We start from the raw sequence: 24962 nt of genomic DNA, 5'->3' as shown, positions 1-24962 counted from the left end.
TGAGGAATATTATGAAAGTATATTTAGACAACAATGCTACTACAATGTGTGACCCTAAAGTTGTTGAGGTGATGTTGCCATACTTTAGTGATGTGTTTGGCAATCCAAATTCGATCCATAAATTTGGTACTGCGTCACATCCAGCTCTGCAAAAAGCGGTAAACCAAGTATATGCAGGGATAAATGCAAGTGATGACGATGACATCATCTTCACTTCATGTGCAACAGAGTCTAACAACTGGGTTTTAAAATCAGTTTGGGTAGATAAGATTTTAAATGGCGATAAAAACCACATTGTGACAACTGAAGTGGAACACCCATCGATCCTCTCAACATGTAAGTTTTTAGAGGACCAAGGTGTAAAAATTACGTACTTGCCAGTAAACGATCAAGGTGTAGTTGAAGCACATACAGTTAAGTCATTTATAACAGATAAGACAGCATTAGTTTCTGTTATGTGGGCAAACAATGAAACAGGAATGATCTTTCCGATCGAAGAGATTGGCGAAATTTGTAAAGAAAAAGGGGTGCTTTTTCATACGGATGGTGTTCAAGCAGTTGGTAAGATTCCAGTTGATGTACAAAGTGTTCATGTTGACTTTATGTCATTTTCTGCACACAAATTTCATGGTCCAAAAGGTGTAGGTGGTTTATATATTAAAAACTCACAAGCACTCACTCCACTTTTACATGGCGGTGAGCATATGGGTGGTCGCCGCTCTGGGACACTTAATGTCGCTGGAATTGTCGGAATTGGCGCTGCGATAGAACTTGCAACTGAAAATATGGAAGAAAAAATCGCTGCCATCAAAGCAAAAAGAGACAGACTTGAAGATGCTCTTTTAGAGGTGATTCCAGATACTTTTGTAGTTGGAAATAGAGAAAATCGTACACCAAATACAATCCTTATCTCAATTCGCGGAGTTGAGGGCGAAGGGATGCTTTGGGATCTAAACAAGTTTGAGATAGGTGCTTCAACAGGAAGTGCATGTGCATCTGAAGATTTAGAGGCAAATACAGTTATGTTAGCAATCGGGGCTGACCACGAACTAGCACATACGGGTATTCGTCTATCGCTTTCAAGATTTACAACTGATGCTGAGATCGATTATGTGATCGTACATTTCACTCAAGCAGTTGAGAGACTAAGAGCTATTTCAAGTTCGTACGCAAAAGTACAACCGACACTTGGTGGCGAAACACAAGAGTGTGAACTTCACCATTAAGCACTAAAAAAAGGCACTAGTGCCGTGGGCTTCCTGCCGAAGGAAACCCAGTGTTAACGTAGTTGGCGGAATTACTTTCAACAACGTTGATTTTATGAAATAAAATGAAGGAAAAAATGTTATGGCAAAAAATGATTTAATTGGTGGATCTCTTTGGGATGAGTATTCAGATAAAGTAACAACTTTAATGAATAATCCTCAAAACCAAGGGGAAATTACACAAGAACAAGCAGATGCAAATGGACATAAACTTATAGTGGCTGATTTTGGTGCGGAGAGTTGTGGAGATGCAGTTCGTCTTTACTGGGAAGTTGATCCTGCTACGGATGTAATTGTAGAAGCAAAGTTCAAATCTTTTGGATGTGGGACAGCGATTGCAAGTTCAGATATGATGGTTGAGCTGTGTAAAGGAAAAACTGTAGCTGAGGCTGTAAAGATCACAAATATCGATGTTGAGATGGCACTTCGTGATACTCCAGATGTTCCAGCAGTTCCACCACAAAAGATGCACTGCTCGGTTATGGCTTATGATGTTATCAAAAAAGCAGCAGGGCTTTATATGGGTGTGGATGCTGAGAGTTTTGAAGAGGAGATCATCATCTGTGAATGTGCACGTGTATCGCTCTCAACTTTAAAAGAGGTTATCAAACTAAATGATCTAAAATCTATCGAAGAGATCACAGACTACACTAAAGCTGGTGGATTTTGTAAATCTTGTATAAAACCAGGTGGTCATGAAGAAAAAGAGTACTATTTAGTAGATATTTTAGCTGATACTCGTAAAGAGATGGATGAGGAAAAAATGAGAGCTGCAGCTGATGCTTCTATGTCTGGAAATGCAGATTTTACTCAAATGACTTTAGTACAACAGATCAAAGCAGTAGATGCAATCATTGATGAAAATATCCGTCAATTTTTAATTATGGATGGTGGAAATATGGAGATTATTGATATCAAAGCAAACGATCCATTTATCGATATCTATATCCGTTATCTTGGTGCTTGTAGCGGTTGTGCTTCAAGTGCAACAGGTACACTCTATGCGATCGAGAGCACTCTAAAAGAGAAACTTTCAGATAAAATTCGCGTTTTACCGATCTAAGGTAAAACTATAGTAAAATAGCTTTATGAAAAGGGCTATACACTACACACAATTTGGTGGGACACTTTTTGTCCCAGCTTCCCATAAAAATATACAATCGATAATCAAAAAAGAAAAGTACCAGCATCTTCGATCACTTGTTATAGATTTTGAAGATGGATTGGATGCAGATGAGTTGCAAAACAGTTTTAGAAAAATTGAAAAGGCAATAAAACTGTGTGATGAAACTTCCCCTTTTATTTTTATACGCCCTAAAGATGTAAATCATTTAAAAGAGATTTTAACAATAGAGTTTATTGATAAGATCGATGGGTTTATTTTACCCAAATTTTCACTAACAAATATGCAAAGTTATTTGGATGTTTTAAAAGATAAAAATTTTTATATAATGCCTAGTATTGAAGGAAGTGAGTTGTTTGATTATGAAAAACTCAAAGAGATACAAAAGTTTTTACTAACACATAAAGAAAAAATTTTGTTAGTTCGTTTTGGGCTGGAAGATATGCTTAGACAACTTAGCTTAAAAAGAGGATGTGAAGACTCAGTTTTTGATCTAGCTGTTGGAAATGTAGTACTTGGAAATTTTATAGCAGTTTTTAAAAGTGCAGGTTTTGCGATTAGTGGAGGAGTATACCCTTGTTTTAAAGATGTTGAGGGCTTTAGAGCTGATGTGCTACGTGATCTAAAAGAGGGACTTTTTAGCAAAACTATCATCCATCCCGATCAGATCGAGTTAGTTGATGAGCTTTATAAGGTTAATGCACAAGAGTATCATGAAGCACAAGAGTTGCTAGAGAGTAAAAACGCTGTTTTTAATCAAAACGATAAAATGGCTGAAACACACACAATGGCAGAGTATGCAGAGTTTATACTCACAAGAGCTAAGGTTTATGGGCTCAAAAGCTGATCGTAATTGTAGTGCCAACGCCAACTTGTGAATCAACCTCTATAGTATAGTTATATTCATCTACGATCTGTTTTACTATATTTAAGCCTATACCAAAACCTCCACCATATTTAGAAGCGCGTACAAACCTTTGAAAAATGGTATCGATCTGCTCTTTTGCTATCCCTATGCCATAATCTTTGATCGTAAAACTATTAGACGAGGTTGTGATCTCTATAGTTGCGTTTTGGTTGGAATATTTGATCGCGTTGCCAAGTAGGTTACTTATAAGCATTTTTGCTTTTGTATGTGCGATTGTGATTGAACAAGGTTGTAAATCTGTTTCAATACTAAGATGCTTTTTAGTAGTGAGCTCTTTAACATAATTTATATGTTCTTGGACAACTTTGGCAAAATCAAGCTCCTCACAAGATTCTTTTGTATCAAAACTGATGTATGTGAGTGTTTCATAGATATCGTGGAGTTGTTTTGTGCTGATAGAGAGGTTGTTTAAGATGTTAAGATCATAAGTTTGTTTTTGCTTGAGGCGTGAGAGTGACATCATAAGTGCTGTAATTGGGGTGTTTAGTTCATGTGTAGTGTCTTTTACAAACTCTTCAACCTCTTGCATTTTATCCTTTATAGGTTTTAAAAAGATATAGGAGAGTACTACAGCAATAATGATAATCAAAAATGCAGTAATGATAACGGCATAAGCAATTTTGTTTTTGATCTTTTCAACATTATGGATACACTCATCACTTTGTACAACTATATAACTAAGCCCCAAATGACCAGCAGGACGAGAAGAAAAAAGTGTAAATATGTCGTCTTGCATATAGTAATCTTTTGAATAATTCACTTTTTGAATCAGTTTTCCATAAATTACTTTTTTGTTTTTATCTAAAAGTGCAACTGATGCTTTATCGAAATGTTGGAGTTTAAAAGGGGTCTTATCCATCGCTGCATGGATAATATCAGAACTGACACTATCTGCAATATGGTTCATTTTATAGTAGTTGTTATTTAGCTCCATAGAGACTTGCGAGTTAAAAAACCAATATGCTGCAAGTGATAAAAATATAAATGAACTTACTAGATATAAAGCAAGAAAAGAGAAGTATGACTTTTTGGTAATTTTATTCATACATGTACCCCTCGGCACGGATAGTTTTAATCTTCTCTTTGCCTATGATATTTCTCAAATCTCTTATGTGTGATCGAAGCGTTGCTTCACTTGGTAATGAATCATAATCCCAAATGTTTTGAAAGAGTTCATCATTGGAAATTACACGTGCTTTGTTTTTTAAAAAGTAGTTGAGAATTTGAGTATTTTTGTGCCCTATGGAGATAATATTTCCATTTTTTATGATTGTTCTTGTCTTTTGGTCAAAAAGAACTTCTGGTGTTATTTCAAGAGGTTTGTTTGCATCTATGTTGAAAATACGTTTGAGATTTGAGATTCTAATACTGAGTTCATCAAGTTCAAAAGGTTTTTTTATATAGTCATGTGCACCAGCATCAAAAGCTTTTTTGAGATGGTTTGTGTCTTTGTAGGCAGTTATAAAAATAGTTGGTGTATTGTTACTAAACTCTCGTAACTCTTTTAAAAGTTCAATTCCGTTTTGACCTGTCACATTTATATCAAATATAAAAAGATCAAATTGAGTATTTTCAAGAAATTTATGAACATTTTCAGAGTTATAAGCGTGTGAAACTTGATAAGTTTCTGCTAAATAATCAACTAATATATCTGCTAAAACAGGATCATCTTCCATTAAAAGTATATGCATCTTGTTACCACCTAAAAAATTTATTTTAGCTAAAGTAACAAAAATTACAAAAGATATTTGTGATATACTTATTTTTTTAAGTAAAAGAGTGGTTGAGACTTATGGAACATATATATTTAGCTAGGCAAGTTATTTTACGAGATGATCTGTCATTATTTGCTTATGAAGTCTTATATCGTGATTCTCAAAAGGGAAATAAAGTAGAGAATGATAGATATGCGAGTTCAGCAGTTATAAGTAGTGTTTTAAATAGGTTTGGTACCAAAGAGGTTCTTTTAGGTAAACGAGCATTTATTAAAGTAGATGAAAAATTTTTACTGAGTGATTTGATCTTTTCAATTCCAAATGAGTTTTTTATATTTTCATTGTTTGATGATATTGAGGTGGATGAGAAAATAGTTCAGAGGTTAGAACAACTGCATCGTCAAGGGTATTTACTCGGTATATCTGATGCTGCTTTAAATTTGCATACATTTACGAAATATAGTAATGTTCTTGATTATTTCTCCTACTTTAAACTCGATTTTTCACAAAAGTTTGAGGATGAAGTTGAAACGATGCTCGAGACTTTAAAAGAGTCACGCATCAAAATAGTTGGTTCAAAAATTGACACGCATGAGAAATTTGAATTGGCTCAAGAGTTAGGATGTGATTATTTTCAAGGGTATTTTTTTGCAGAACCTAAAATTTTAGAAAATAAAAAATTTGAAGCGTATAGAGTTAATGTTCTACACCTCTATAACTTGTTAATGCAAGAGACAAATATCGATGAACTTACATCAGAATTTGAAAAAAATCCAGAAATATCCATACAATTATTGCAGTTTATAAACTCTGGGGCATTTTTCTTTAGAAAAAAAATCGCCTCTATTCACCATGTGATTACTCTTTTAGGGCGGATGAAGTTGGCACAATGGTTGATGTTGATGATCTATTCAAAGTCAGTTTCAAATGATAGTGGACATTCTCCATTAATGGAGATGGTACAAACACGTGCAGTGATGATGGAAAATATCTTAAAAGTTGTCAAGCCAGATAGTGGATCAAATATGTTGGGTGAGGCTTATTTTGTAGGTGTTTTATCTTTAATGGATGTAGTTTTTGGGATAAGTTTAAGAGAGTTACTGGATGGTCTTTTTGTATCAGATGAGGTAAAAGACGCCATTTTGGAGGGTAAAGGTTTGTTAGGGAATATTTTTGAAGTTGTAAAAAATGTTGAAGCATTTGATATTGGAAAAATTATGGCATTTGAAGAAAAGTATTCTCTTGAGCAAGAGAGTATAAAAAAAGCAATAGCACAAAGTATAGATTTTGAGGGTAAATTTGGGAGAGTCTAAGCAATTTGGTGCATTAAATTTACCAAAAAGTATGGTTGATAACCTCAATAAATTGGGGTATAAATATATGACTCCCATACAACAAGAAAGTTTAGGGCATATCCTAGACAAAAAAGATATCCTAGCAAAAGCCAAAACAGGAAGTGGCAAAACTGCGGCATTTGGTATAGGTGTTTTACTCCATTTGGATGTGAAAAAATTTCGTGTACAATCCTTAATACTTTGCCCAACAAGAGAGCTTGTTTTACAAGTTGCAAATGAGCTTAGAAACTTAGCTAAATTTCAACATAACATTAAGATACTTACACTCATTGGCGGTGAGTCTTTTGGAAAACAACTTGGTAGTTTAGCACACCATGCACATATCGTTATTGGAACACCAGGAAGAGTTTTAAAACATCTCAATCATGAAAGTTTGAGCCTTGATGCGTTAGATACTTTTGTTTTAGACGAAGCTGATCGGATGTTAGATATGGGGTTTATCGAGGAGATAGAATCGATAAAATCTCATCTAAAACATCAACCACAAACACTTCTATTTTCCGCTACATATAACGATGAGATTTTAGCAGTTAGTCAAGGGTTCCAGTCAAATCCTATAGAGGTAAGTGTAGAAGAACAAGAGCAAAAAAATGATATTGAAGAGTGGTTTATCTCTAGCGATAACAAACAACAAACACTTTTAAAACTTTTGGCACATTTTCAACCAAAGAATGCCATTGTATTTGTAAATACTAAGCTTGAATCAGATGAAATTGCGGAGTTTTTGCAAGATAATAAGGTAGATGCTCTCTCTTTGCATGGTGATCTTGAACAGTATGATCGCTTAGATACATTAGTGCAATTTTCAAATGGTTCTTGTCGTATACTTGTAGCTACAGATGTGGCTTCAAGAGGGTTAGATATAAAAGAACTCTCAATGGTAATCAACTATGATTTAGCAAATTCACAAGAGATATATACACACAGAATAGGAAGAACAGCCAGAGCAGGGGCAAAAGGACTGGCGGTAAGTTTATATAATAAACTACAAGAAATAGATGAGTACCAATCGATACAATTGTTAAACGACACAGAACTGAAAACCAGTGATGATTTTGTAATGAACTCTGAATATAAAACATTAGTGATAGAGGGTGGCAAAAAAGATAAGCTTCGTGCAGGTGATATTTTAGGTGCACTCACATCAAACAAAACTCTTAATGGAAATGATATAGGAAAAATAGATATATACGACAAGCAATCCTATGTTGCAATAAAAGCCAATTTAATCGATAAAGCCTATGCACTACTAAGTAATGTTACAATTAAAACAAAAAAATTTACCGTGTGGACACTCAAATAATGAAATATGATTTTTCCAAAACTATAAAAGATGCAGATACTCTGTTAAAAGATTTTCTTGAGATGTATACAGGTTGTGTAAGTGTTGAGGAAGAGCGTAAACAAATAGTAAGTACATACTATAAAAAAGTGTTTGAGATGTTTTTACATCCATTTAGTTCAAAAGATATGCAAAATGTTTTTGAAGAGATTGCTGAATATAAAATCTCTGTTGAAGTCCCTTATATTGTTATGTCAAATGAGGTGTATGGATTAGAAAATATCATCATCTCAGAGTTGACAAATGGCGCTCAAAATGGAGAAGTGGTAGATTTTATTAAACTTTTTCATGAAATTAACAATACTATTGCACATATTTATTTGATGCAATATATTGAAAAGTTAGTATCTGTAAATAATCGAAGAAGAAACTCACTCTCTGATCTTGTTGAGAAAAATCTTATCAAACATTATGAAGCACATCTTATATGGTTAAGTGCTTTAGCTGAGCATATTAAAGATAGTAGTATTATAGAGTTTCCAGAGTTAGATGATACAAGGTGTAAATTTGGAGAATGGTTACATTCAGAGGCAAAAAATATTATAAAAAATAACTCTAAGTACAAAGCTATAGATCAGTTACATCAAAATCTTCACCTTTTTGCAAGTAAAATCTTTAAGGTTTTGCATCTTAATGAATATCATGTGCTTATCAGTTACCTTGAAAAATGTGAACTTATCTCTTTAAGTATAGGGACTGAACTAGCACTTCTCGATCAGATCAGTATGAATCAAAAAGTTGCAAAAGATTCCCTAACTGATGCACTCAATAGAAATGCTTTAGAGAGTGTATTTGAAAGTCAGTACGAACTAGCTCTTGCAACAAATAATAGTTTTGTGTTAGCAATGTGTGATTTGGATCATTTTAAAGAGATTAATGATACTTATGGACATATTGCAGGAGATAAAGTGCTTCAAATGTTTGTAAAAACAGTGAAAGAAAATATACGTAACTCTGATTTGATTATTCGTTATGGTGGGGAGGAGTTTATCATCATACTTCCAGCAATTCAAGAGGAAAAAGGGTATGATGTACTCAATAAAATCAGAGAAGCTTTTGCTCAAAAAGTTATAAAGTTTGAAGATAAAGAGATACACTCAAGTGTAAGTATTGGTATGGCAGAGATAAATCCTCAAAAATATTTCAAAAAAAATATGATCAATCAGTACCTTATAGAAGTAGATCAAGAGCTTTATATTGCTAAAGAGAGTGGTCGAAATAAAGTTTGTAGATAGGTAAAACTTGAAAAATTGTTTTTTTTAGTGCTATAATAGTAAAGGGCATCTCTAAAAATTCTAATAGTTCTCAGCATGGCAAAGAGTTGTACAATCAAGGCAGCTTTTTGAAAGCCTAGCCCGAAGCTAAGGTAAGAAAAGATAACGCTGAGTGTGGAGCTCTTTGTTATGTCCGTGGAAGGGATAAAAAAAGCGAATTTGCATAAAACTTTTTATCACCGTAGCTATGGCTACGCTTCAAAAAAGATTTTACACAACTTCATCTTTTTTTCTTCCCTCTGAGAATTGTTAGAGTTTTTAGAGATGCCCTAAATATAGAAGTTACTAAGGAGGATATTATGCAAGTTACACAATATTTGTTTCAGTCTCCTTATTCTAGTCCTGTACAATTTGGTAGAGTTGATCCGTCAACGCAAGACTCTTCACAGGCAAGTGCACAACTTTTAAACTCTACTAATGAAACGGCTAATAAGGCTCAGACTTTTCAAGTTACACAAACAAGTGAGGTAACACCAACTGTAAGTAGTAGTAATACGTTGGATGTATACGCATAGGGGATAGGTTTACTCCATAATTTTTTGAATATCTTGTAAAATCCATTCCCAGTTTCCAAAGTTACTACTACTGTTGATGTGTCCAGCAGCTTGAAGTACTTTTGTTCTTACATTTAGGGAATTTTCTAATTTTTTTGCTTCTGCTTCTTCCATATACGGATCGTTAGTTGAATAAATCAATGTAGTATTGTGTGCATAGATGTTTTTTGGAGTATCTACGGGAAAAAACTCACTCACTTCCTCTATTGTACATGTTAAACTAGGTGGTGCTACAAGATAAAGGTACTTTACTTTTTGTAAAAGATTCGTGTTTGCTAGATGGAACCATAAAATATTTGCCAAAGAGTGACATACAACAACATCTGGTTGAAAATCTTTGAGAGTCGTCAAAAGTTCTTGTTTCCAGACAGAAAACTTTGGAGTATCAAAGTTGCTAAACTTTAAAAAGTTGACACATCCATACTCTTTTGCCAACTCACCTGCCAACCAACTTTGCCAATGGGGATAGTCACTTCCACCCCATCCATGTAAAATAAGCACTTTTTTATACATCGAAGTCCTTGTAAGCTTTTTCTGATTGTACTCTATCGATATTTAAGTATACTTTATATGAAACTGATTTACACCATCTATATAGTTATATGTTAGTTGCATGTTATGTGCATCTAAAATGTTTTTCACTATATAAAGACCTAATCCGAAACTTTGATTTGATTTTACATCATCTCCACGGAAAAAAGGCTCATAGTAACTCTCCAATGGATATGTTAATTTTTCTCCTATATTGACAAACACTATAGAATTGTGAGTAGTTTGTATATTTACTTGTTTGTTAGTGGAATATTTTATACCATTATCAAGTAGATTTTTTACAGCGATAGAAAAAAGATCAAAATCAACTGCTATTCTCAAATTTTGAAATTCTTTTTGTATTTCATCTTCAGTACACATTAAAAGATCGATAGCATTATCAACGATATCTTCTAAAAAGTATTCTTTTTTTATGAGTTGTTTTTTTGTTGAGATGAGTTCTTCAATGGTTGCAAACTCTTTTATAAGTGCTTCAAGACGATAAAAAACTTTCTCCATTTTCTCCTGATTCTCTTCGTTTTGTGCTAAATGGAGTAAAAATTTCCCTTTTGTAATAGGTGTTTTTAACTCGTGCATAATGTTACGTATAAAGATATTTCTTGATTCTTTGAGTGATTTTAATTTTTTTGCAGAGTTGCTAAACTCGTTTATGAGTTGTGAAATCTCATCAGTATTGTTAGATGAAAGTGTCACATCAAACTCCTCATTTCCAAGATTTTCTACTACTTTTGTAAGTTGTTTGAGTGGTTTGAGTTTATTGATAATTGAAAAATATAAAAATGCAAAACCACCAACAATTATAAGATAGAGTAGTGAGGCAATAAAGAGGTGATTTGAAAGAGGTTCATTATTTTTCAAAATCACTTCAAAATGTTTTGTAGCTATATATACATAAAGGTTGTTATTGAGTTCTATTTCATGTATCTTAACCCGACGGTTTGGTTCAGCATGACGAATCTTACGATTTTTATCGTGCATAATTTTATTTATCTCAGTTTTGTTGTCAATAAGTGAAAAATTAAACTGTTGTAACTCTTGGCGTAATTTTGAAAGATCTTTTTGATGGATATGCTCTCTTAAAAACATATGAGAAACATCTTCATTTCGTTTATGTATAAAAAAGTGTTCCCGTTTTTCATACATATCATATAAAACTGCAAAACCAACACTTAAAAAGATAAATGAGATAAAAAAAGTGAGATTAATTGTAAAAAGGATGGAGTTTTTTTTCATTCTACCAACTTATAACCAGAGCCACGAATTGTGAGGAGATGTTTTGGATTTTTTTGATCATCTTCTATTTTTGATCTAATTCTATTGATGATGACAGCAAGTGAACCGCTGTCTTCATCACTAGACATAAATGAACTCTCTTGTAAAATGTCATAACGTGTGACAATAAAACCTTTACGTTTACACATAAGTGCCATTATCTCATACTCTGCAGGTGTGAGTTTGAGGTATTCGCCATTTTTTTTGATCTCTTTTTTCTCTTCATCTAGTTCAAAAATTTCGTGCTTTTTTTCCTCTTGAACAAGTTGAGTTTCTTTAGAACATCGGCGTAAAATAGTTTTTATCCGTACTTCAAGTTCACGTGGATCATATGGTTTTGGCAGGTAATCATCAGCCCCAAGTTCAAGAGCTATAACTTTGTCGGTTATATCACTTCTAGCACTTGATATGATGATAGGAATAGAGTGTTTTGCAAGGAGAGTTTTACACACTTCTAGTCCATCCATGCCTGGAAGTGTTAAGTCTAAAATGACAAGATCATAGTTGTTTAAAGCGATATCACTCAGTGCTAAAAAAGGGTCTTCAAAATTATGCACCTCGATATTGAACTTTGCAAGGTACTGTGTAAGTACCTCAGCAAGTTCAGCATCATCTTCAACCATTGCAATCTTAATCATTTTCGTCTTCTACTTTTTTGAAATTATTTCCACTATTTTAAAAGGGGATGTTTTGTTCTCTTTAGCTAAATCTTGGATACTTTTGCTAAAGTCAACTTTAATACCCTCATCTAATAATCTTTTTTCTACTTCTGTTTTATCAGCTTTTAAAACAATTATAGAATTTTGTAAAGGTGTTTGTAAAAGTGAATCAATGATAATCTTTTTAGGGCTCACCTTATTTTCACTGCCTACATCAGCAACAAATAGTACTGTAGTTATTAGAAGTACTACACTCAAAAATTGAAAAAGAGGTTTTTTGACATACCCTTTTAAATTGTTTTTATGTGCAGTTACATGTAAAAGTACAGCACCTACAAAAACTAAACCTAAAACTTCGTGCATCTCTTTGACATACTTATCATAAAAATGAAAATACATCATAACCCCACTCACCCCAATAATTAGGAAGAGTAATGCTGTTGCAGATGTTGCGAATTGAAGGTTTATAAGTTTTTTCATTTTTGCGTTCTTTGCATTTTATCTTTTTTCATATGTTTGCCCTTATTTTGTTTTAACTCTTTTTTTTGTTCAGGTGTTAAAACTTTATATACAGCTTCAATCATATTAGCCTCATTTTGAATTTTATTTGCTTTTCTTTGCTCTGAGAGTTTGATGAAAAGTGCTTTATCAAAACCTGTTTCACTAAAAGCATCACTAATTTTTACTCTATTTTTCATACTATTTTTCATAATCTCTTTTATTTGTGTTCTTTGTGCATCACTTAAATCAAGACGCATTACTGCACCAATAAAAGGACTTCCTTTATGATGTTTTTTATGGGCTTTCATACCATCTTTGTTACCTTTCATTTTACAACCACAACCTTGCATCTCCTGTTTTTGCATTCCACAATTACTTGGTTCGCAATTTTGTGCTGGTTGTGCTAAAGCGATTGAAGATAAAAACATAATTGAACTTAAACCTAATACTATTTTTTTTGCGTTCATAATGAACTCCTTTTATATTTGATATGTAAAATTGTAAGATTCTCTTTTTAACGAGATATAAATTAAATATTAACGTTTTATTAATAGTTTTGTAAAAAATTTACATTTTTACACAAATACTACACATAAAAATTATACAATGTTTTAAATCAAATATAAAAGGATGAAAAATGAAAAAATTAGGTTTGATGAGTTTGATTGCTTCGGCAATGTTATTTGTTGCGTTTGGTGCTACGAGTTTGAGTGCTAGTGAGAAATGTGGCTCACAGAAAAAATGTGGTTCAGAAAAACCAGCTAAAAAATGTGGCGATTCGAAATGTGGTAAAGATAAAAAGCCAGTAAAAAAATGTGGTGATGAAAAAAAAGAGGTTAAAAAAACTATGAAATGTGGTGAAGGAAAATGTGGATCATAATTCCTACACTCTAAGGAGTGAGTTATGTGTGTTAAAGATGTATATCTTGAGTTTACAAGAGTAACAGAATATTTTAAATCGTTATCTTTATTGTCAGCTAGGTTAGTATTAGCATATGGCTTTTATGAACCTGCTATGATGAAGTGGAGTGATATCTCTGCAGTAGCACAGTGGTTTGGCACTATTGGGATACCCTTGCCAACGCTCAATGCTTATCTTGCAGCAAGTACAGAGATAACAGGTGTAGTTTTACTAACATTTGGACTTTTTACTAGAGTGATCTCAATTCCTCTCATTGTTGTTATGATAGTTGCAATAGTTACTGTGCATTTGCCTAATGGATTTAATGCTGGAGAGAATGGTTTTGAGATACCTCTGTATTACATGTTGTTTTTATTGATTTTTCTATCTCATGGTGCTGGCAGGTTTTCACTAGATAGCCTTATTTTTAGAGATAAAAGATAAAGGAGATGTTATGTGTATACCTCACGGAACTTCAACTATAAAAAGTGAAACTACAATTAAAGATAAACCTAAAAAACATATTGAGAAACCTTCAAAAAATATGCTTGAAAAGGGTGATCCAAATTTTATTGATGAGAGAAAACCATATACACCAAAGAAAAAATCAAGCTTTTTCTAAAACTTTTTCTAGTTCCTCAGCAGGAAGTGGTTTATAATAGTAAAAACCTTGTATTTTATTGCAACCATGATTAAAGACAAAATCTTTTTGCTCTTTTGTTTCTATCCCCTCTGCAATAATGTCAAGATTGAGGTTTTGAGCAAGGGCAATGATAGTCTTTGTAATCGCTTTGTCCTCTTCATTATATGGTAAATCTTTTACAAAGGATCGATCAATTTTCAGTTTATTTATTGGTAAACGTTTGAGATATGCGAGTGATGAGTACCCAGTTCCAAAGTCATCGATTGAGATACGAATTCCCAAATCACTAATCTCTTGTAACACTTCAATGGCATTTTCAGGATTTGTCATCACTTGGCTCTCTGTTACCTCTAGTTCTATCTGATCATAACTACATCCAGTTTCTTCAATAAGTTGTTGTAGTTTTTCAAGACAGTTTGTATTTTGAAGTTGTTTGACAGAAACATTGACTGAGAGTCTTCCTACTTTATATCCTTGTTTTTTCCATTGTGCGACTTGTGTCATAGCACTTTGCATAACAAACTGATCGAGTTCAATTATAAGTCCTGTAGATTCAGCTAAAGGTATAAACTTAGATGGTGGAATAATCCCCATAGTTTGATGTTTCCATCTCACAAGAGCTTCTAAACCTATAATAGACTCTGTTAAAACATCTACTTGAGGTTGGTAATAAACAACAAACTCTTGTTTTTTAAGTGCTTCACGTAAAGCAGACTCCATTATGACACGCTCAAACGCTAACTCCGTCATCTCTGCTGCATAAAATTGAAAGTTATTACGCCCCTCATTTTTTGCTTTATACATCGCTGCATCTGCATACTTAAGTAAGTTATCTGTTGAGAGTCCATCATCTGGATATATACTAATCCCAATACTACAAGAGATATAGAGTTTGTTTCCTTGAAGGGAAATGGGTTGTGAAAGTGCATCTATAATTTTTGTTGCAAGGACAGAGGCATCGGTAATAGAACTTAAATCTTTCATAAGTACTGTAAACTCATCTCCACCAAGTCTTGCAAGTGAATCGTTGTTTCGAAGAGTGTCTTGCAATAGTCTCGTTACAATTTTTAAAAGTTCATCCCCTACTGCGTGTCCGAGTGAGTCATTGATCTCTTTAAAATGATCAAGATCAATAAATAAAAGTGCAAGTTTTGTCCTATTTCTTTTTGCATTTTTAATCTCTTCTAAAAGCCTATCTATAAATAAGCTTCTATTGGCCAAACCTGTTAAAGAATCATGATGAGCCATATGATCAAGTTTTACCTTTTGTTCAAGTAGTTCATCCTCTGCCTCTTTTTGTGCTGTCACATCTGTATGTGTTCCGGAGATTTTGACTGGTTTGTTTGAATCGTCAAAATAAACCTTTGCAACACTACTAACCCAGACCCATTGACCATTTTTATGTTTCATTCTAAAAAGTATTCTAAAGTTGTTTATCTTACCTTTTACAGCTTTATTGATAGTGCGCATAGCCTTTTGAAGATCCTCAGGTTCAACTCTGCTTTCCCATTCTTGAAAACTGTTGATTATCTCTTCATCTCTATAACCTAGGATTTTTTTCCATGTTGGAGAAAAATAAACTTCATTTGTTACAAGGTCCCAGTCCCAAATACCACTTTTACTCCCCTCAAGAGCAAGTTGTACTCTTTCATTTAATTCGATAGCTTCTTTTTGGTATTTACTCAAAATATAATGTCTATGAAAAAGTAAGATAATGATAGCAATTAATACAAAAGTTACTACTAAAAAAATTGTATAGTCAGGTTCTTCTTTCATAGTAGTTTGTAACCATTTTGCTCTAATAACACTTTTGTCTTTTTCAGTTATACTGTTTAAGGTTTTATTGATGATTGAGAGTAAAATAGGGCTGTCTTTATGCACTAAGTATCTATGTTCAAAATCAAACTTTGCATTTCCAGAAACCTGCAAGTTTTGTGCTTTTATTTGTGCCATGTAGTATAAAGCAGTGGCAGTATGTCCTACAAAAGCATCTGCTTTGCCTTTTTCAACTAAAGTGAGTGCTTCAGGAATCGTTTTTGTTGTAATAAGCTTTATGTTTGGATAGTTTGCAACAAGAAAATTGTAGCTTGTATAGTATTTGGGAACAGCAATGGTTTTGGTGTTAAACTCACTGAGATCATCAACAAATCTATAACTTTTATCCGTGATGATTAACATTGGATATGTATCATAAACTGAACTAATAAGCCCTAGTTTTCTCTCTTGGGGAGAAGAGCCGATACCTGGGACTAGATCAATTTTATGATTATTAAACTTTTCTAAAACGTCGTTCCAAGATTGTGATGGGATATATTGAAATTTCAAACCAGTTCTTTGAGAGATAAGGGAAAGATAATCTCCCATGATTCCATCCATTTTTCCATTTTCTATAATAGATAAAGGTTTCCAGTTCACTTCACTATAAGTGATGGTTGAATGTTGTTGAATCCATTCTTTTTCTTCAAGTGAAAGCTCTTGAGAATGTAAATTTGTGAGAGTAAAAAATATGAAGATAAATATAAATAAAAACTTTTTCATGAAACCATTCTAATCTTTTTAATGTTAAAGATTTCTTTTGCACTCAGGCTACACAAAGTTTGTATATAATAATAATTATGAATAATTCAAGAAGAAAATTTTTGCAATACGGCTTTTTAAGCTCCTCGATTTTTTTGTTTGATGGGTGTAATCTTTTTGGGATCACTACACCATATGCTACGATTAAGGTTTTACAAAATGATCTTGTACCACAAGCAAAGATTTTAGGGATAAACACAATCTCATATATGCATTTAGTTTTTAAGCATTCTAAAATCTCTGATGGGGATAAAAAGTTTTTAAAAAATGGTGTAAAGTGGCTCAATGAAGAGGCGTATAAACTTTATAAACGTGAGTATGTAAAACTTACAAAACATCAAAGAGAAAAACTTTTAGAGATTGTTGCAAAAACTTCTTGGGGTGAGAGTTTTTTGTATGACATTATGAGTTATACGTTTGAAGCGATGCTGGGTGATCCAATCTATGGTGGCAATAATAAGGAAGCGGGTTGGAAGTGGCTGAAATTTCAAGGCGGTTTACCGCACCCAAAAAAGGTGTATATCTAATGTACGATATCTGTATAGTTGGAAGTGGAGCAGGTGGTGCTCCTGTTGCTTATGAACTCTCCCGTGCTGGGTATAAAGTAGTAGTGCTTGAAAAAGGGGAGTATTACAAAGAGGAAGATTTCAATAAAGATGAACTAGCAGTATGTAGACGAGATATGTTTACACCACCACTCTGGGAACAAAAACACATCATAAATGAGTATGAAGATGGAAAGTATAAACGCTATGATGGGGCTGAGTATAGTTGGAGCTTTTGGAATGGAAGTTTAGTAGGAGGCTCATCAAATTTGATGAGTGGTTATTTTCATAGAATGAAACCACAAGATTTTACACTACTTTCAACTTATGGTGCGATTGAAGGAGCAAATATTGTAGATTGGCCTATCTCGTATGATGATTTAGAACCCTATTATGACAAAGTTGAAAAAGTTGTAGGGGTAAGTGGAAAAGTAGTAAATCATAAATTTCAAGAGAGACGATCAAGTGAGAGTTTTCCATATCCAGAGTTAAAAACGAATGGCGTAACAAAATGGTTTGATAAGGCATGTAAAGAGCTATATTTTACCCCAATCCCAACTCCAAGAGCTATACTCTCACAAAATGCACTTGATCGCAATGGATGTTATTACTCAAACTTTTGTGGCAGCTATGGATGTGCAAGTGGTGCGAAAGGGAGTGCTCGAGCTGCACTACTGCAAAAATGTGAAGCAAAAATTATAACCGATGCTTTTGTATATCGTTTAGAGAGTGATGGTAGGAAAGTGACAAAGTTGTATTATAAGACAAAGCATAATATCCCCCATGTAGTCAAAGCGAAGATTTTTGTATTGGCAGCACAAGCAATTGAGACCTCAAGACTGCTTTTAAACTCGAAAGATCAGTATTTTCCAAATGGCTTGGCAAATACAAACAATCAAGTTGGGAAAAACCTGATTTTTTCAGCAGGTGGGAGTGGCAGTGGTAGGTTTATTTTCGAGAAACTTTCACATGAACAACGTCAAGAACTTATGGAAGTTGGTGTATTTTTCAATAGAAGTCTCCAAGAGTGGTATGAATTTCAAGATGAAAAAAAGCGCTATAAAGGTGGTACAATTGACTTTTTATTTGAGCATCAAAATATCATCTCTCGTGTGAATAAAGAGCTTTATAATCAAAATGGAGATTTGATGTGGGGAGAGGAGTTGATGGAAAAAATCCATAAACGACTTACAACCTCACGAGTTCTTAGTTTTGAAGTTTTTAATGATTGGTTACCAACAGATAAATGTTTTGTAAGTGTTGATAAAGAAGAAAAAGATAAATATGGTGTACCAGTTGGAGTGATCAATTTGTACGGGCATAAACATGATCTGCAAGTGGGAGAGTTTTTGGCAAAAAAAGCTGTAAAAGTGCTTGAAAAAATGGGTGCAGTGGAGATAGACTACTCGATCTCTAGCTCCCCTCCGCCAAATTTAGTCGCTGGTGGATGTAGGTTTGGAGATGACCCAAACAAGTCGGTTTTAGATAAAAACTGTAAAGCGCATGAGCTAGAAAACTTGTATGTAACAGATGCGAGTTTTATGCCAACGGGTGGAAGTGTCCCTTATACTTGGACTATCTATGCTAATTCATTCAGGGTTGCTGATATTATAAAAAAGGAGTTAAAAAATGAAACAAACATTTCAAGTTGAAAATGTAAAGTGTGGTGGTTGTGCAAACACTGTGATGACGAAACTAAAAGATGTTTTTGGCGAAGTTGAGGTAAATCTTGATGTTATGCCAAGGGAGATCACTTTAGAGATCGAAGATAAACAAGTGGATGATCTGCGCCTTGTACTTAAAAAACTAGGCTATCCAATGAGTGATGAAAAACTCAACCTTTTTGATACAAACACCACAAAAGCAAAAAGTTTTGTCTCTTGTGCAGTTGGGAAGTTTGAACTTTCTAAAGATGGGAAGTAGGAGTTTATTTAGAAATCTAACTTATGCTATAATTCAGTTAATTATATGAATAATTATTTAAAGGATTATTATGCAAGCCTACAAACGAGATGAGATGATCTCAGTCACTGATCTACTCAAAGGGTTCAAAATGACTCTTGAGAAACTAACTTCACATCAGCTTGATAAAGTTGCTGTTATGAAAAACAATAAGCCAGAAGCGGTAATAGTGAGTGTTGATGAGTATGAACGCTTACAATCCAAATATTATTGGAATCGTTTGGATGAAGAAACATATCTAGCAAAAGCTTATGCATCTTTAACAGACACAGATTCCAAAGCAATGTCAATCGAAGAACTGGATAAAAAGCTTGATGAGATTATAAGTCGTAATGAATCTTGAATTTTTACCAGCATTCGTCAATAGACTTGAAGGATTTGTGGAAATCATTGCTGATGATAAACCCTCAGCAGCTAGAAAATTCCATAAAGAGATTATTAATGCCTGTAGAGAAATACAAAATTTTCCATACAAGCATAGAAAATCGATGTATTTTGATGATGAAGATATTCGTGATCTAGTACATAAAGGTTTTGTGATTATTTATAAAATTGAAGTAGATACTATAAGAGTTTTTGCTTTTATAAATCGCAATGCATTCTCCAATCGAACAGATTTATAGCTGTTTGGAATTAATACTTTAAAGCATTCCTTGTTTCATAATAGCTTCTTAAAAATTAAATGACAAAATATACATTTAAAATGTAATTTAAACCAACATTTTTTGTGTCATTTAATTTGGATATTTAGAGTTGTTTTATATATAATGTTTGTTGAATAAACTGTTATACGTACGGGAGGACAAATGAGCTGGAAATATGACTATCTAGTGGATCAAATTCATCGAACTGCATATAAAAAACACGAAAGTTTTATTGTTGGTTCATTAATACATGATCCAGAGCTTGATGATTTAATGCCATGCACACAATTTTATGTAAATAGGACTGATGGTGGATATGCATTACTAGATTTATTCTACCCGCAGATAAATTTAGCTATTGAGATTGACGAACCAGCACACGAAAACAACACCGTCGCCGATAATGAACGACAAAATATAGTCGAAGAAAAGCTCGAATGTATGTTCTGTCGAGTTCAGATTCAGCAAGGAAATGTGCTCGGTCAAATACAAGAACTAAAGAACACAATTAAGATTCTGAGAGAAAAAGCGAAGAAAGATAGAGGTTGGAAAGATTGGGAAGAGCCCTTTCGACTAAGTCTATCTGAGGCTAAATTCACTCAGAAAAATACCTTGTTCTTGAAAATTAAGGGAGAAATTCCTCCTGAAGAACTGCTGGCTAGGCAAACAGGTTACTGGAGAATTGATAAACGAAAACAGCAAGAAATTAAGACTGTCATCGTTGTCCATGACTCAGTTGTTACAAAGGTTTTTGGTAAAGTCCAATGGCACGTTTGGGAAGAGAATCCCCAAAAAGTAGGCTATACAGGTGAGGCAGTAGAATCCAATATCAAACTGGGCACAATTATCGAGGGCTGGGACTTCCAGCAAACAGTTACCTATTCAAATGATGTGTATTAAACGTATAACAAATCGCTCGACTTGACCGCTAGACCTGCAGCTTAGTTCCCTCCCTTGATCGGTGGCAAGTTAGCTCAAACGTTAAATAGAAGCTATAAAACTCTCTATTCTTTTAAGTGTTTCCTCTTTTCCAATTACTGACATAATCACATCAAGTCCTGGTCCGCCCATTTTACCAAGCATTGCAATACGAAGTGGTTGACCGATTTTTCCAAATCCGATCTCCATCTCATTTACTACCGCTTCGATGAGGTGATGATACTCTGTTGGTAGATGAATATCTTGTGCAGCTTCGAGTTTTGCTTTGAAATTTTCAACAATAGTTAGAGTATCTTCTTTCACAGCTTTTTTCATCGCTTTTTCATCATAACTTGTTGGTGTTGTGATGATCTCTTTTGCTTGAGTACTTAACTCTTGAAGTGTTTTTGCTCTCTCTTTTAAAGCATCAAGTAAAATCTCTTTTTTATCGTGAGAAGTAAGTACTAGATCAAACTCATTTAAAAGCTCTACAAGAGTTTCATTGTTTGTGTTTTTTATGTAGTGTGCATTTAACCAGTCAAGTTTTTCAGTATTATAGATCGAAGCTGATTTATTGATATCTTTTGGATCAAACAGCTCTATCATCTCCTCTATTGAGAAAATCTCTTGATCTCCATGACTCCAGCCAAGACGTACTAAAAAGTTCAGAAGTGAATGTGGTAAGTATCCCATCTCTTTGTATGCCATAACATCCGTAGCACCATCACGTTTTGAGAGTTTTTTCCCTTGTGAATTGTGGATCATTGGTACATGATAAAATGCTGGAATATCAAACCCGAGTGCTTCATATACTACGATCTGTTTTGGAGTATTACTTAGGTGGTCATCCCCGCGTATAACTTGGTTGATCCCCATTAAAGCATCATCGATAGCTACAACAAAGTTATACGTTGGGCTTCCATCAGCTCTAGCGATGATAAAATCATCTAAGATATCCTCTGCTTTAAATACAACATCACCTTTGACACCATCTTTGACTATAATCTCGCCACTAAGGGGTGCTTTGATACGGATAACTGGATCAACGCCCTCTGGTGGTGTACCTTCAAAATCACGGTATCTTCCATCATATTTTGTACGCTCTTTGTTAGCCATTTGTGTTTCGCGAAGCGTTTCAAGCTCCTCTTTTGTCATATAACACTTGTATGCTTTACCTTCGTCAAGGAGTTGTTTGATATATTTTGCATAAATGTCATCACGCTTACTTTGGTATGTTATCTCTCCATCAGCCTCTAAACCAAGCCAATCAAATGCTTTGAGTATAGCTTGTGTAGCTTCTTCAGAGTTTCTAGCTTTATCTGTATCTTCGATGCGTAAAACAAATTTTCCACCATTTTTTTTCGCCCAAAGATACGAAAAAAGAGCAGTTCTTAAACCACCGATGTGTAGGTATCCTGTAGGACTTGGAGCAAAACGAGTAACAACCATGTGTAAGCCTTTTATTTTTAGTGGTGTAATTTTAGGGTACTGTTGGTTAAAAATGGGTAAAATAATCATTCATTTTAAATTTGACGGATAATTATGAGAAAATTTTTACTGGTTTTATTATTTGCAGGATTTTTAGAAGCAAAAGTTTATGATGGTGTAGCAATAGTGGTAAAAAATGAAGCGATCACTTTAGAAGATATAAAAAATGAGATGAAAGCATCCCATATTGATGTAAAAAGTGCAACAGATATTTTAATCCGCCAAAAACTTGAAGATGCAGAGATAGAAGAGAGAGGAATCACTGTGAGTTCTTCTGAAGTGTATGATGATATTACCCAGATGGCATCACGTAACAACATGACTATTAGTGATTTTTATGATGCTATTCGTGAAGCAAATGGACTAAGCTCAACACAATTAAAAGAGAAGATAAAACAAAAACTATTATCGCAAAAACTTTATAGTGCGATAGCATATGCTTCAATGGATGAACCAAGTGATGAAGAGATACATGAGTATTTTAAACTTCACCAAGATGATTATAAACATCCAGCTTCTTTTACAGTTGTGATTTACGATGCAAAAAGTAAAGAGCTTTTACAAGAAAAAGTAGATAACCCTATGTTTTATTCACCTGAGATTGCAACAAATGAACAAGTACTCCCATATGAGCGAATTTCACCAGAACTTGCAACTCTTTTGAGTAAAACTGAATTACATGGCTTCACACCTGTTATTCCAAATGGAAAAGGGGGTTATATGAGTTTTTATCTTAAATCGATCGAATCAGCAAAAGAGGGTGGAATTGAGAGTGTAAGAAACCAAATCGTGAATGCGATTATGGCTGATAAAAGAGAGGTAGTGCTAAGTGATTATTTTGCAAGACTTCGTGACAATGCAGAGATAAACATCATTAGGATGCCTGAGTAAAGAGGTTACATGGTAAGTGATAAAAATTTTATAAACATTGCTAAAGAGATAGCAACGGCTTCAAAATGTGTGTCAAAACAAGTAGGGGCTGTGATTGTAAAAGATGGAAGAATCTTAAGTACTGGCTATAATGGCACACCTGCTGGATATACAAACTGCTGTGACCATTGGAGTAATGAATATACCTCCGATCATCATAATTGGAGTCAAACGTATGAGATTCATGCTGAGATGAACGCAATTATCTGGGCTGCAAGAAAAGGGATTTCTATTGAGAATGCAACTATCTATGTAACGTTAGAACCTTGTAGTGAATGTAGTAAAAATCTTATCGCAGCTGGGATTAAAAGAATAGTTTATCTAACCCCTTATGAGCATACACACTCAGAAGTGGTCTCTAAATTTTTAAGAGATAATGGAGTGAGTATAGAGCAATTAAAGACAGAGTAAAGTTTTAGTTTACTCTATCTTGAATATGACATGCAATCGCATATCCATGGTTAAGCCCTAAAGCGATACTTCCACCACTCTCTTGTGTGATATCACCTGCGACAAAAAGACCTTCGATATTTGTTTCATAGTAGTCGTTATGAATAGGTTTTCCATCTTCCTCTTTTATGCCAGAACTAGCCAGAAAAGCACTTGGAGTTGTTCCACCAATAGCATAGATAACTCTATCATACACTTCTATTGTATCATTGTTGAAAAGTACTTTTACTTTCCCATCTTCATCTTCAAGACTATCTATATCGATTCCAAGAAGTGGATTTACCTCTTTATGTATAATCGCATTTGAGATATCTCGTTGATTTGTTGGATTTGCACGTCTGAATGTTTCACGTCTATAACAGATGCTTACATCGTTTTTAGGGCATAGATCAACTGCATACTCAACAGCACTATCCCCTCCACCAACAACTAAGATTTTCTCACCCTCACCGCACTCATCAGTTGTATAGTTGACTTTTTTTCTAATACTTGGTGGAATTTTATATGATGGTTTGTTTGGTTTACCCATACGCCCAATAGTAACTACTACATATTTAGCGTTTATACTTTTACCTGCCATAAACACTTCAAAGTGTCCATCTTTTTTTTCAATAGACTGCACCTCTACTTGCGTTTGGAGTTCAACTGAATGGCGACTTATAAGCTCATCAAAAAAGTCAATTGTTGATTCTTTTGTACCATCAATAAAATAGATGTTACCATCTAGTTCAATCTCTTGCCCTTTCCATGCAACATCAACACGTTTGTTATCTTTATAGTATTTTCTAATGGTAGAGTTGTGATTGACATCTTTTTCAAGTAGGATGATATCGTGGATACCTTGCATGTAGCTCTCTACTGCAGTTGCAATCCCTGCTGGACCTGCTCCAATGATTGCTAAATTGTATATATGTTGCATATAAACTCTCCTAGAAATTTTTAAATCTAAGAAAGTTTAACAAATTATTGGTAAATTGCCTAAGAAAGTAGCTCTAGTGCCATTTCAGGTGGTCTAGCGATAATTGCTTTATTACCTTTTATTATAACTGGGCGTTCAATCAGTTTAGGATTATTTGTCATTGCTTCGATCAGTTTTTCTTCGTTATTTTCATTTTTTAAATCTAACTCTTTATATATATCTTCTTTTGTACGCATCAATTCTCTAGCAGAGATACCTAACATATCTAAAACTTTTTTGATCTCTGACTTGCTAGGTGGAAATTCTAAATACTTTATAATCTCTTTCTCACACCCATTTTCATCTAATAGTGCAAGGGCTTGACGAGATTTTGAACATCTAGGATTATGCCATATAGTTATATCTTTCATTAGTTATCCTTTTTTTTATTGTAATTTTACACTAT

Annotated in this window: 29 protein-coding genes; 18 read left to right on the top strand and 11 right to left on the bottom strand. The window is 33.9% G+C overall.

The window, feature by feature from the left end; genetic code table 11:
• Positions 1-11 precede the first annotated feature (11 nt).
• The 3 genes from ACQY56_RS01120 to ACQY56_RS01110 all read left to right on the top strand — a co-directional run bounded on the left by ACQY56_RS01120 (position 12) and on the right by ACQY56_RS01110 (position 3235).
• The gene (locus tag ACQY56_RS01120; protein WP_428737508.1) at positions 12-1226 is read left to right on the top strand and encodes a NifS family cysteine desulfurase; all 1215 of its coding nucleotides are present in this window, start codon (positions 12-14) and stop codon (positions 1224-1226) included.
• Between the two features lie 121 nt (positions 1227-1347).
• The gene (locus ACQY56_RS01115) at positions 1348-2328 is read left to right on the top strand and encodes an iron-sulfur cluster assembly scaffold protein (protein WP_428737507.1); all 981 of its coding nucleotides are present in this window, start codon (positions 1348-1350) and stop codon (positions 2326-2328) included.
• Positions 2329-2353: 25 nt separating this feature from the next.
• Positions 2354-3235 carry an HpcH/HpaI aldolase/citrate lyase family protein gene (locus ACQY56_RS01110; RefSeq protein WP_428737506.1) on the top strand — a complete coding sequence of 294 codons (882 nt, stop codon included), beginning with the start codon at positions 2354-2356 and terminating at the stop codon, positions 3233-3235.
• On the opposite strand, the gene ACQY56_RS01105 is transcribed toward ACQY56_RS01110, so the two are convergent.
• Positions 3225-4361 carry a sensor histidine kinase gene (locus ACQY56_RS01105; protein WP_428737505.1) on the bottom strand — a complete coding sequence of 379 codons (1137 nt, stop codon included), beginning with the start codon at positions 4359-4361 and terminating at the stop codon, positions 3225-3227. The two genes, ACQY56_RS01110 and ACQY56_RS01105, sit on opposite strands and share 11 nt — an antisense overlap.
• Entirely contained in the window at positions 4354-5007 is a 654-nt protein-coding gene (locus tag ACQY56_RS01100) for a response regulator transcription factor (RefSeq protein ID WP_428737504.1), read from the bottom strand. The genes ACQY56_RS01105 and ACQY56_RS01100 overlap by 8 nt, the downstream gene beginning before the upstream one ends.
• A gap of 101 nt (positions 5008-5108) precedes the next feature.
• On the opposite strand from ACQY56_RS01100, the gene ACQY56_RS01095 reads away from it, so the two are divergent.
• From ACQY56_RS01095 to ACQY56_RS01080, 4 genes are all read left to right on the top strand, one after another.
• Complete coding sequence (locus ACQY56_RS01095) at positions 5109-6344, top strand: EAL and HDOD domain-containing protein (RefSeq protein WP_428737503.1); 1236 nt, start codon at positions 5109-5111, stop codon at positions 6342-6344.
• Positions 6331-7689: an ATP-dependent RNA helicase DbpA gene (gene dbpA / locus ACQY56_RS01090; RefSeq protein WP_428737502.1), complete on the top strand. Its 1359-nt coding sequence runs from the start codon at positions 6331-6333 to the stop codon at positions 7687-7689. Before ACQY56_RS01095 ends, dbpA begins: the two co-directional genes overlap by 14 nt.
• Positions 7674-8963 (top strand): GGDEF domain-containing protein, encoded by a 1290-nt coding sequence (locus ACQY56_RS01085; RefSeq protein ID WP_428743699.1) that lies wholly within the window; start codon positions 7674-7676, stop codon positions 8961-8963. Before dbpA ends, ACQY56_RS01085 begins: the two co-directional genes overlap by 16 nt.
• A gap of 338 nt (positions 8964-9301) precedes the next feature.
• Positions 9302-9517, top strand: coding sequence for a hypothetical protein (locus ACQY56_RS01080; RefSeq protein WP_428737500.1), 216 nt, complete (start codon positions 9302-9304; stop codon positions 9515-9517).
• Positions 9518-9526: 9 nt separating this feature from the next.
• On the opposite strand, the gene ACQY56_RS01075 is transcribed toward ACQY56_RS01080, so the two are convergent.
• The 5 genes from ACQY56_RS01075 to ACQY56_RS01055 are packed head-to-tail and all read right to left on the bottom strand — an operon-like array spanning position 9527 to position 13007.
• Complete coding sequence (locus tag ACQY56_RS01075) at positions 9527-10069, bottom strand: RBBP9/YdeN family alpha/beta hydrolase (RefSeq protein ID WP_428737499.1); 543 nt, start codon at positions 10067-10069, stop codon at positions 9527-9529.
• A 42-nt stretch (positions 10070-10111) separates the two neighbouring features.
• Positions 10112-11341: an ArsS family sensor histidine kinase gene (locus ACQY56_RS01070; RefSeq protein ID WP_428737498.1), complete on the bottom strand. Its 1230-nt coding sequence runs from the start codon at positions 11339-11341 to the stop codon at positions 10112-10114.
• Positions 11338-12018, bottom strand: a complete 681-nt coding sequence (locus ACQY56_RS01065; RefSeq protein WP_428737497.1) for a response regulator transcription factor — start codon at positions 12016-12018, stop codon at positions 11338-11340. Before ACQY56_RS01065 ends, ACQY56_RS01070 begins: the two co-directional genes overlap by 4 nt.
• 9 nt (positions 12019-12027) lie before the next feature.
• A complete protein-coding gene (locus ACQY56_RS01060) occupies positions 12028-12519 on the bottom strand; it encodes a DUF4405 domain-containing protein (RefSeq protein ID WP_428737496.1) in 492 nt (163 codons plus the stop codon).
• Positions 12516-13007 carry a Spy/CpxP family protein refolding chaperone gene (locus ACQY56_RS01055; RefSeq protein ID WP_428737495.1) on the bottom strand — a complete coding sequence of 164 codons (492 nt, stop codon included), beginning with the start codon at positions 13005-13007 and terminating at the stop codon, positions 12516-12518. Before ACQY56_RS01055 ends, ACQY56_RS01060 begins: the two co-directional genes overlap by 4 nt.
• Positions 13008-13177: 170 nt before the next feature.
• Between ACQY56_RS01055 and ACQY56_RS01050 the strand changes: the two genes are divergently transcribed.
• The 3 genes from ACQY56_RS01050 to ACQY56_RS01040 are packed head-to-tail and all read left to right on the top strand — an operon-like array spanning position 13178 to position 14063.
• Positions 13178-13420 (top strand): hypothetical protein, encoded by a 243-nt coding sequence (locus tag ACQY56_RS01050; protein WP_428737494.1) that lies wholly within the window; start codon positions 13178-13180, stop codon positions 13418-13420.
• Positions 13421-13444: 24 nt separating this feature from the next.
• Positions 13445-13885, top strand: coding sequence for a DoxX family protein (locus ACQY56_RS01045; RefSeq protein WP_428737493.1), 441 nt, complete (start codon positions 13445-13447; stop codon positions 13883-13885).
• A 10-nt stretch (positions 13886-13895) separates the two neighbouring features.
• A complete protein-coding gene (locus tag ACQY56_RS01040; RefSeq protein WP_428737492.1) occupies positions 13896-14063 on the top strand; it encodes a hypothetical protein in 168 nt (55 codons plus the stop codon).
• Here ACQY56_RS01040 and ACQY56_RS01035 read toward each other — a convergent pair.
• Positions 14049-16622: an EAL domain-containing protein gene (locus ACQY56_RS01035; RefSeq protein ID WP_428737491.1), complete on the bottom strand. Its 2574-nt coding sequence runs from the start codon at positions 16620-16622 to the stop codon at positions 14049-14051. The genes ACQY56_RS01040 and ACQY56_RS01035 overlap by 15 nt on opposite strands.
• A 77-nt stretch (positions 16623-16699) precedes the next feature.
• Here ACQY56_RS01035 and ACQY56_RS01030 point away from each other — a divergent pair, with 77 nt between their 5' ends.
• From ACQY56_RS01030 to ACQY56_RS01005, 6 genes are all read left to right on the top strand, one after another.
• Positions 16700-17188, top strand: coding sequence for a gluconate 2-dehydrogenase subunit 3 family protein (locus tag ACQY56_RS01030; RefSeq protein ID WP_428737490.1), 489 nt, complete (start codon positions 16700-16702; stop codon positions 17186-17188).
• A complete protein-coding gene (locus tag ACQY56_RS01025; protein ID WP_428737489.1) occupies positions 17188-18858 on the top strand; it encodes a GMC family oxidoreductase in 1671 nt (556 codons plus the stop codon). Before ACQY56_RS01030 ends, ACQY56_RS01025 begins: the two co-directional genes overlap by 1 nt.
• Complete coding sequence (locus tag ACQY56_RS01020) at positions 18836-19129, top strand: heavy-metal-associated domain-containing protein (protein WP_428737488.1); 294 nt, start codon at positions 18836-18838, stop codon at positions 19127-19129. Before ACQY56_RS01025 ends, ACQY56_RS01020 begins: the two co-directional genes overlap by 23 nt.
• Before the next feature lie 70 nt (positions 19130-19199).
• Positions 19200-19511, top strand: coding sequence for a type II toxin-antitoxin system prevent-host-death family antitoxin (locus ACQY56_RS01015; protein ID WP_428737487.1), 312 nt, complete (start codon positions 19200-19202; stop codon positions 19509-19511).
• On the top strand, positions 19501-19791 hold the full coding sequence (locus tag ACQY56_RS01010; protein WP_428737486.1) for a type II toxin-antitoxin system RelE/ParE family toxin: 291 nt from the start codon (positions 19501-19503) through the stop codon (positions 19789-19791). Before ACQY56_RS01015 ends, ACQY56_RS01010 begins: the two co-directional genes overlap by 11 nt.
• Positions 19792-19974: 183 nt before the next feature.
• The gene (locus ACQY56_RS01005; RefSeq protein WP_428737485.1) at positions 19975-20712 is read left to right on the top strand and encodes an AbaSI family restriction endonuclease; all 738 of its coding nucleotides are present in this window, start codon (positions 19975-19977) and stop codon (positions 20710-20712) included.
• An 81-nt stretch (positions 20713-20793) separates the two neighbouring features.
• Here ACQY56_RS01005 and gltX read toward each other — a convergent pair whose 3' ends face one another.
• A complete protein-coding gene (gltX, locus tag ACQY56_RS01000; RefSeq protein ID WP_428737601.1) occupies positions 20794-22179 on the bottom strand; it encodes a glutamate--tRNA ligase in 1386 nt (461 codons plus the stop codon).
• Positions 22180-22272: 93 nt separating this feature from the next.
• Between gltX and ACQY56_RS00995 the strand changes: the two genes are divergently transcribed.
• Positions 22273-23109, top strand: a complete 837-nt coding sequence (locus ACQY56_RS00995; RefSeq protein ID WP_428737484.1) for a peptidylprolyl isomerase — start codon at positions 22273-22275, stop codon at positions 23107-23109.
• A gap of 9 nt (positions 23110-23118) precedes the next feature.
• Positions 23119-23559 (top strand): deoxycytidylate deaminase, encoded by a 441-nt coding sequence (locus ACQY56_RS00990; RefSeq protein ID WP_428737483.1) that lies wholly within the window; start codon positions 23119-23121, stop codon positions 23557-23559.
• 4 nt (positions 23560-23563) lie between these two features.
• Here the strand turns inward: ACQY56_RS00990 and ACQY56_RS00985 are convergent, their stop codons facing one another.
• Together ACQY56_RS00985 and arsC are read right to left on the bottom strand one after the other, a co-directional pair.
• Entirely contained in the window at positions 23564-24517 is a 954-nt protein-coding gene (locus ACQY56_RS00985) for an NAD(P)-binding domain-containing protein (protein WP_428737482.1), read from the bottom strand.
• 59 nt (positions 24518-24576) lie between these two features.
• Positions 24577-24927 carry an arsenate reductase (glutaredoxin) gene (gene arsC, locus ACQY56_RS00980; RefSeq protein ID WP_428737481.1) on the bottom strand — a complete coding sequence of 117 codons (351 nt, stop codon included), beginning with the start codon at positions 24925-24927 and terminating at the stop codon, positions 24577-24579.
• Between the last annotated feature and the right edge of the window lie 35 nt (positions 24928-24962).

It is taken from the genome of Sulfurimonas sp., from assembly GCF_050296975.1.
In the GTDB taxonomy this organism is placed as follows: Bacteria; Campylobacterota; Campylobacteria; order Campylobacterales; family Sulfurimonadaceae; genus Sulfurimonas.
Note: the sequence above shows the minus strand (reverse complement) of the source record. Positions and strands in the feature narration are given on the sequence as shown.

Excerpts from the sequence above, each read along its gene's own strand:
- ACQY56_RS01120 (WP_428737508.1), top strand. The coding sequence starts at position 12 with ATGAAAGTATATTTAGACAACAATGCTACTACAATGTGTGACCCTAAA.
- ACQY56_RS01115 (WP_428737507.1), top strand. The coding sequence starts at position 1,348 with ATGGCAAAAAATGATTTAATTGGTGGATCTCTTTGGGATGAGTATTCA.
- ACQY56_RS01110 (WP_428737506.1), top strand. The coding sequence starts at position 2,354 with ATGAAAAGGGCTATACACTACACACAATTTGGTGGGACACTTTTTGTC.
- ACQY56_RS01105 (WP_428737505.1), bottom strand. The coding sequence starts at position 4,361 with ATGAATAAAATTACCAAAAAGTCATACTTCTCTTTTCTTGCTTTATAT.
- ACQY56_RS01100 (WP_428737504.1), bottom strand. The coding sequence starts at position 5,007 with ATGCATATACTTTTAATGGAAGATGATCCTGTTTTAGCAGATATATTA.
- ACQY56_RS01095 (WP_428737503.1), top strand. The coding sequence starts at position 5,109 with ATGGAACATATATATTTAGCTAGGCAAGTTATTTTACGAGATGATCTG.
- ACQY56_RS01080 (WP_428737500.1), top strand. The coding sequence starts at position 9,302 with ATGCAAGTTACACAATATTTGTTTCAGTCTCCTTATTCTAGTCCTGTA.
- ACQY56_RS01075 (WP_428737499.1), bottom strand. The coding sequence starts at position 10,069 with ATGTATAAAAAAGTGCTTATTTTACATGGATGGGGTGGAAGTGACTAT.
- ACQY56_RS01070 (WP_428737498.1), bottom strand. The coding sequence starts at position 11,341 with ATGAAAAAAAACTCCATCCTTTTTACAATTAATCTCACTTTTTTTATC.
- ACQY56_RS01065 (WP_428737497.1), bottom strand. The coding sequence starts at position 12,018 with ATGATTAAGATTGCAATGGTTGAAGATGATGCTGAACTTGCTGAGGTA.
- ACQY56_RS01060 (WP_428737496.1), bottom strand. The coding sequence starts at position 12,519 with ATGAAAAAACTTATAAACCTTCAATTCGCAACATCTGCAACAGCATTA.
- ACQY56_RS01055 (WP_428737495.1), bottom strand. The coding sequence starts at position 13,007 with ATGAACGCAAAAAAAATAGTATTAGGTTTAAGTTCAATTATGTTTTTA.
- ACQY56_RS01050 (WP_428737494.1), top strand. The coding sequence starts at position 13,178 with ATGAAAAAATTAGGTTTGATGAGTTTGATTGCTTCGGCAATGTTATTT.
- ACQY56_RS01045 (WP_428737493.1), top strand. The coding sequence starts at position 13,445 with ATGTGTGTTAAAGATGTATATCTTGAGTTTACAAGAGTAACAGAATAT.
- ACQY56_RS01040 (WP_428737492.1), top strand. The coding sequence starts at position 13,896 with ATGTGTATACCTCACGGAACTTCAACTATAAAAAGTGAAACTACAATT.
- ACQY56_RS01035 (WP_428737491.1), bottom strand. The coding sequence starts at position 16,622 with ATGAAAAAGTTTTTATTTATATTTATCTTCATATTTTTTACTCTCACA.
- ACQY56_RS01030 (WP_428737490.1), top strand. The coding sequence starts at position 16,700 with ATGAATAATTCAAGAAGAAAATTTTTGCAATACGGCTTTTTAAGCTCC.
- ACQY56_RS01025 (WP_428737489.1), top strand. The coding sequence starts at position 17,188 with ATGTACGATATCTGTATAGTTGGAAGTGGAGCAGGTGGTGCTCCTGTT.
- ACQY56_RS01020 (WP_428737488.1), top strand. The coding sequence starts at position 18,836 with ATGAAACAAACATTTCAAGTTGAAAATGTAAAGTGTGGTGGTTGTGCA.
- ACQY56_RS01015 (WP_428737487.1), top strand. The coding sequence starts at position 19,200 with ATGCAAGCCTACAAACGAGATGAGATGATCTCAGTCACTGATCTACTC.
- ACQY56_RS01010 (WP_428737486.1), top strand. The coding sequence starts at position 19,501 with ATGAATCTTGAATTTTTACCAGCATTCGTCAATAGACTTGAAGGATTT.
- ACQY56_RS01005 (WP_428737485.1), top strand. The coding sequence starts at position 19,975 with ATGAGCTGGAAATATGACTATCTAGTGGATCAAATTCATCGAACTGCA.
- gltX (WP_428737601.1), bottom strand. The coding sequence starts at position 22,179 with ATGGTTGTTACTCGTTTTGCTCCAAGTCCTACAGGATACCTACACATC.
- ACQY56_RS00995 (WP_428737484.1), top strand. The coding sequence starts at position 22,273 with ATGAGAAAATTTTTACTGGTTTTATTATTTGCAGGATTTTTAGAAGCA.
- ACQY56_RS00990 (WP_428737483.1), top strand. The coding sequence starts at position 23,119 with ATGGTAAGTGATAAAAATTTTATAAACATTGCTAAAGAGATAGCAACG.
- ACQY56_RS00985 (WP_428737482.1), bottom strand. The coding sequence starts at position 24,517 with ATGCAACATATATACAATTTAGCAATCATTGGAGCAGGTCCAGCAGGG.
- arsC (WP_428737481.1), bottom strand. The coding sequence starts at position 24,927 with ATGAAAGATATAACTATATGGCATAATCCTAGATGTTCAAAATCTCGT.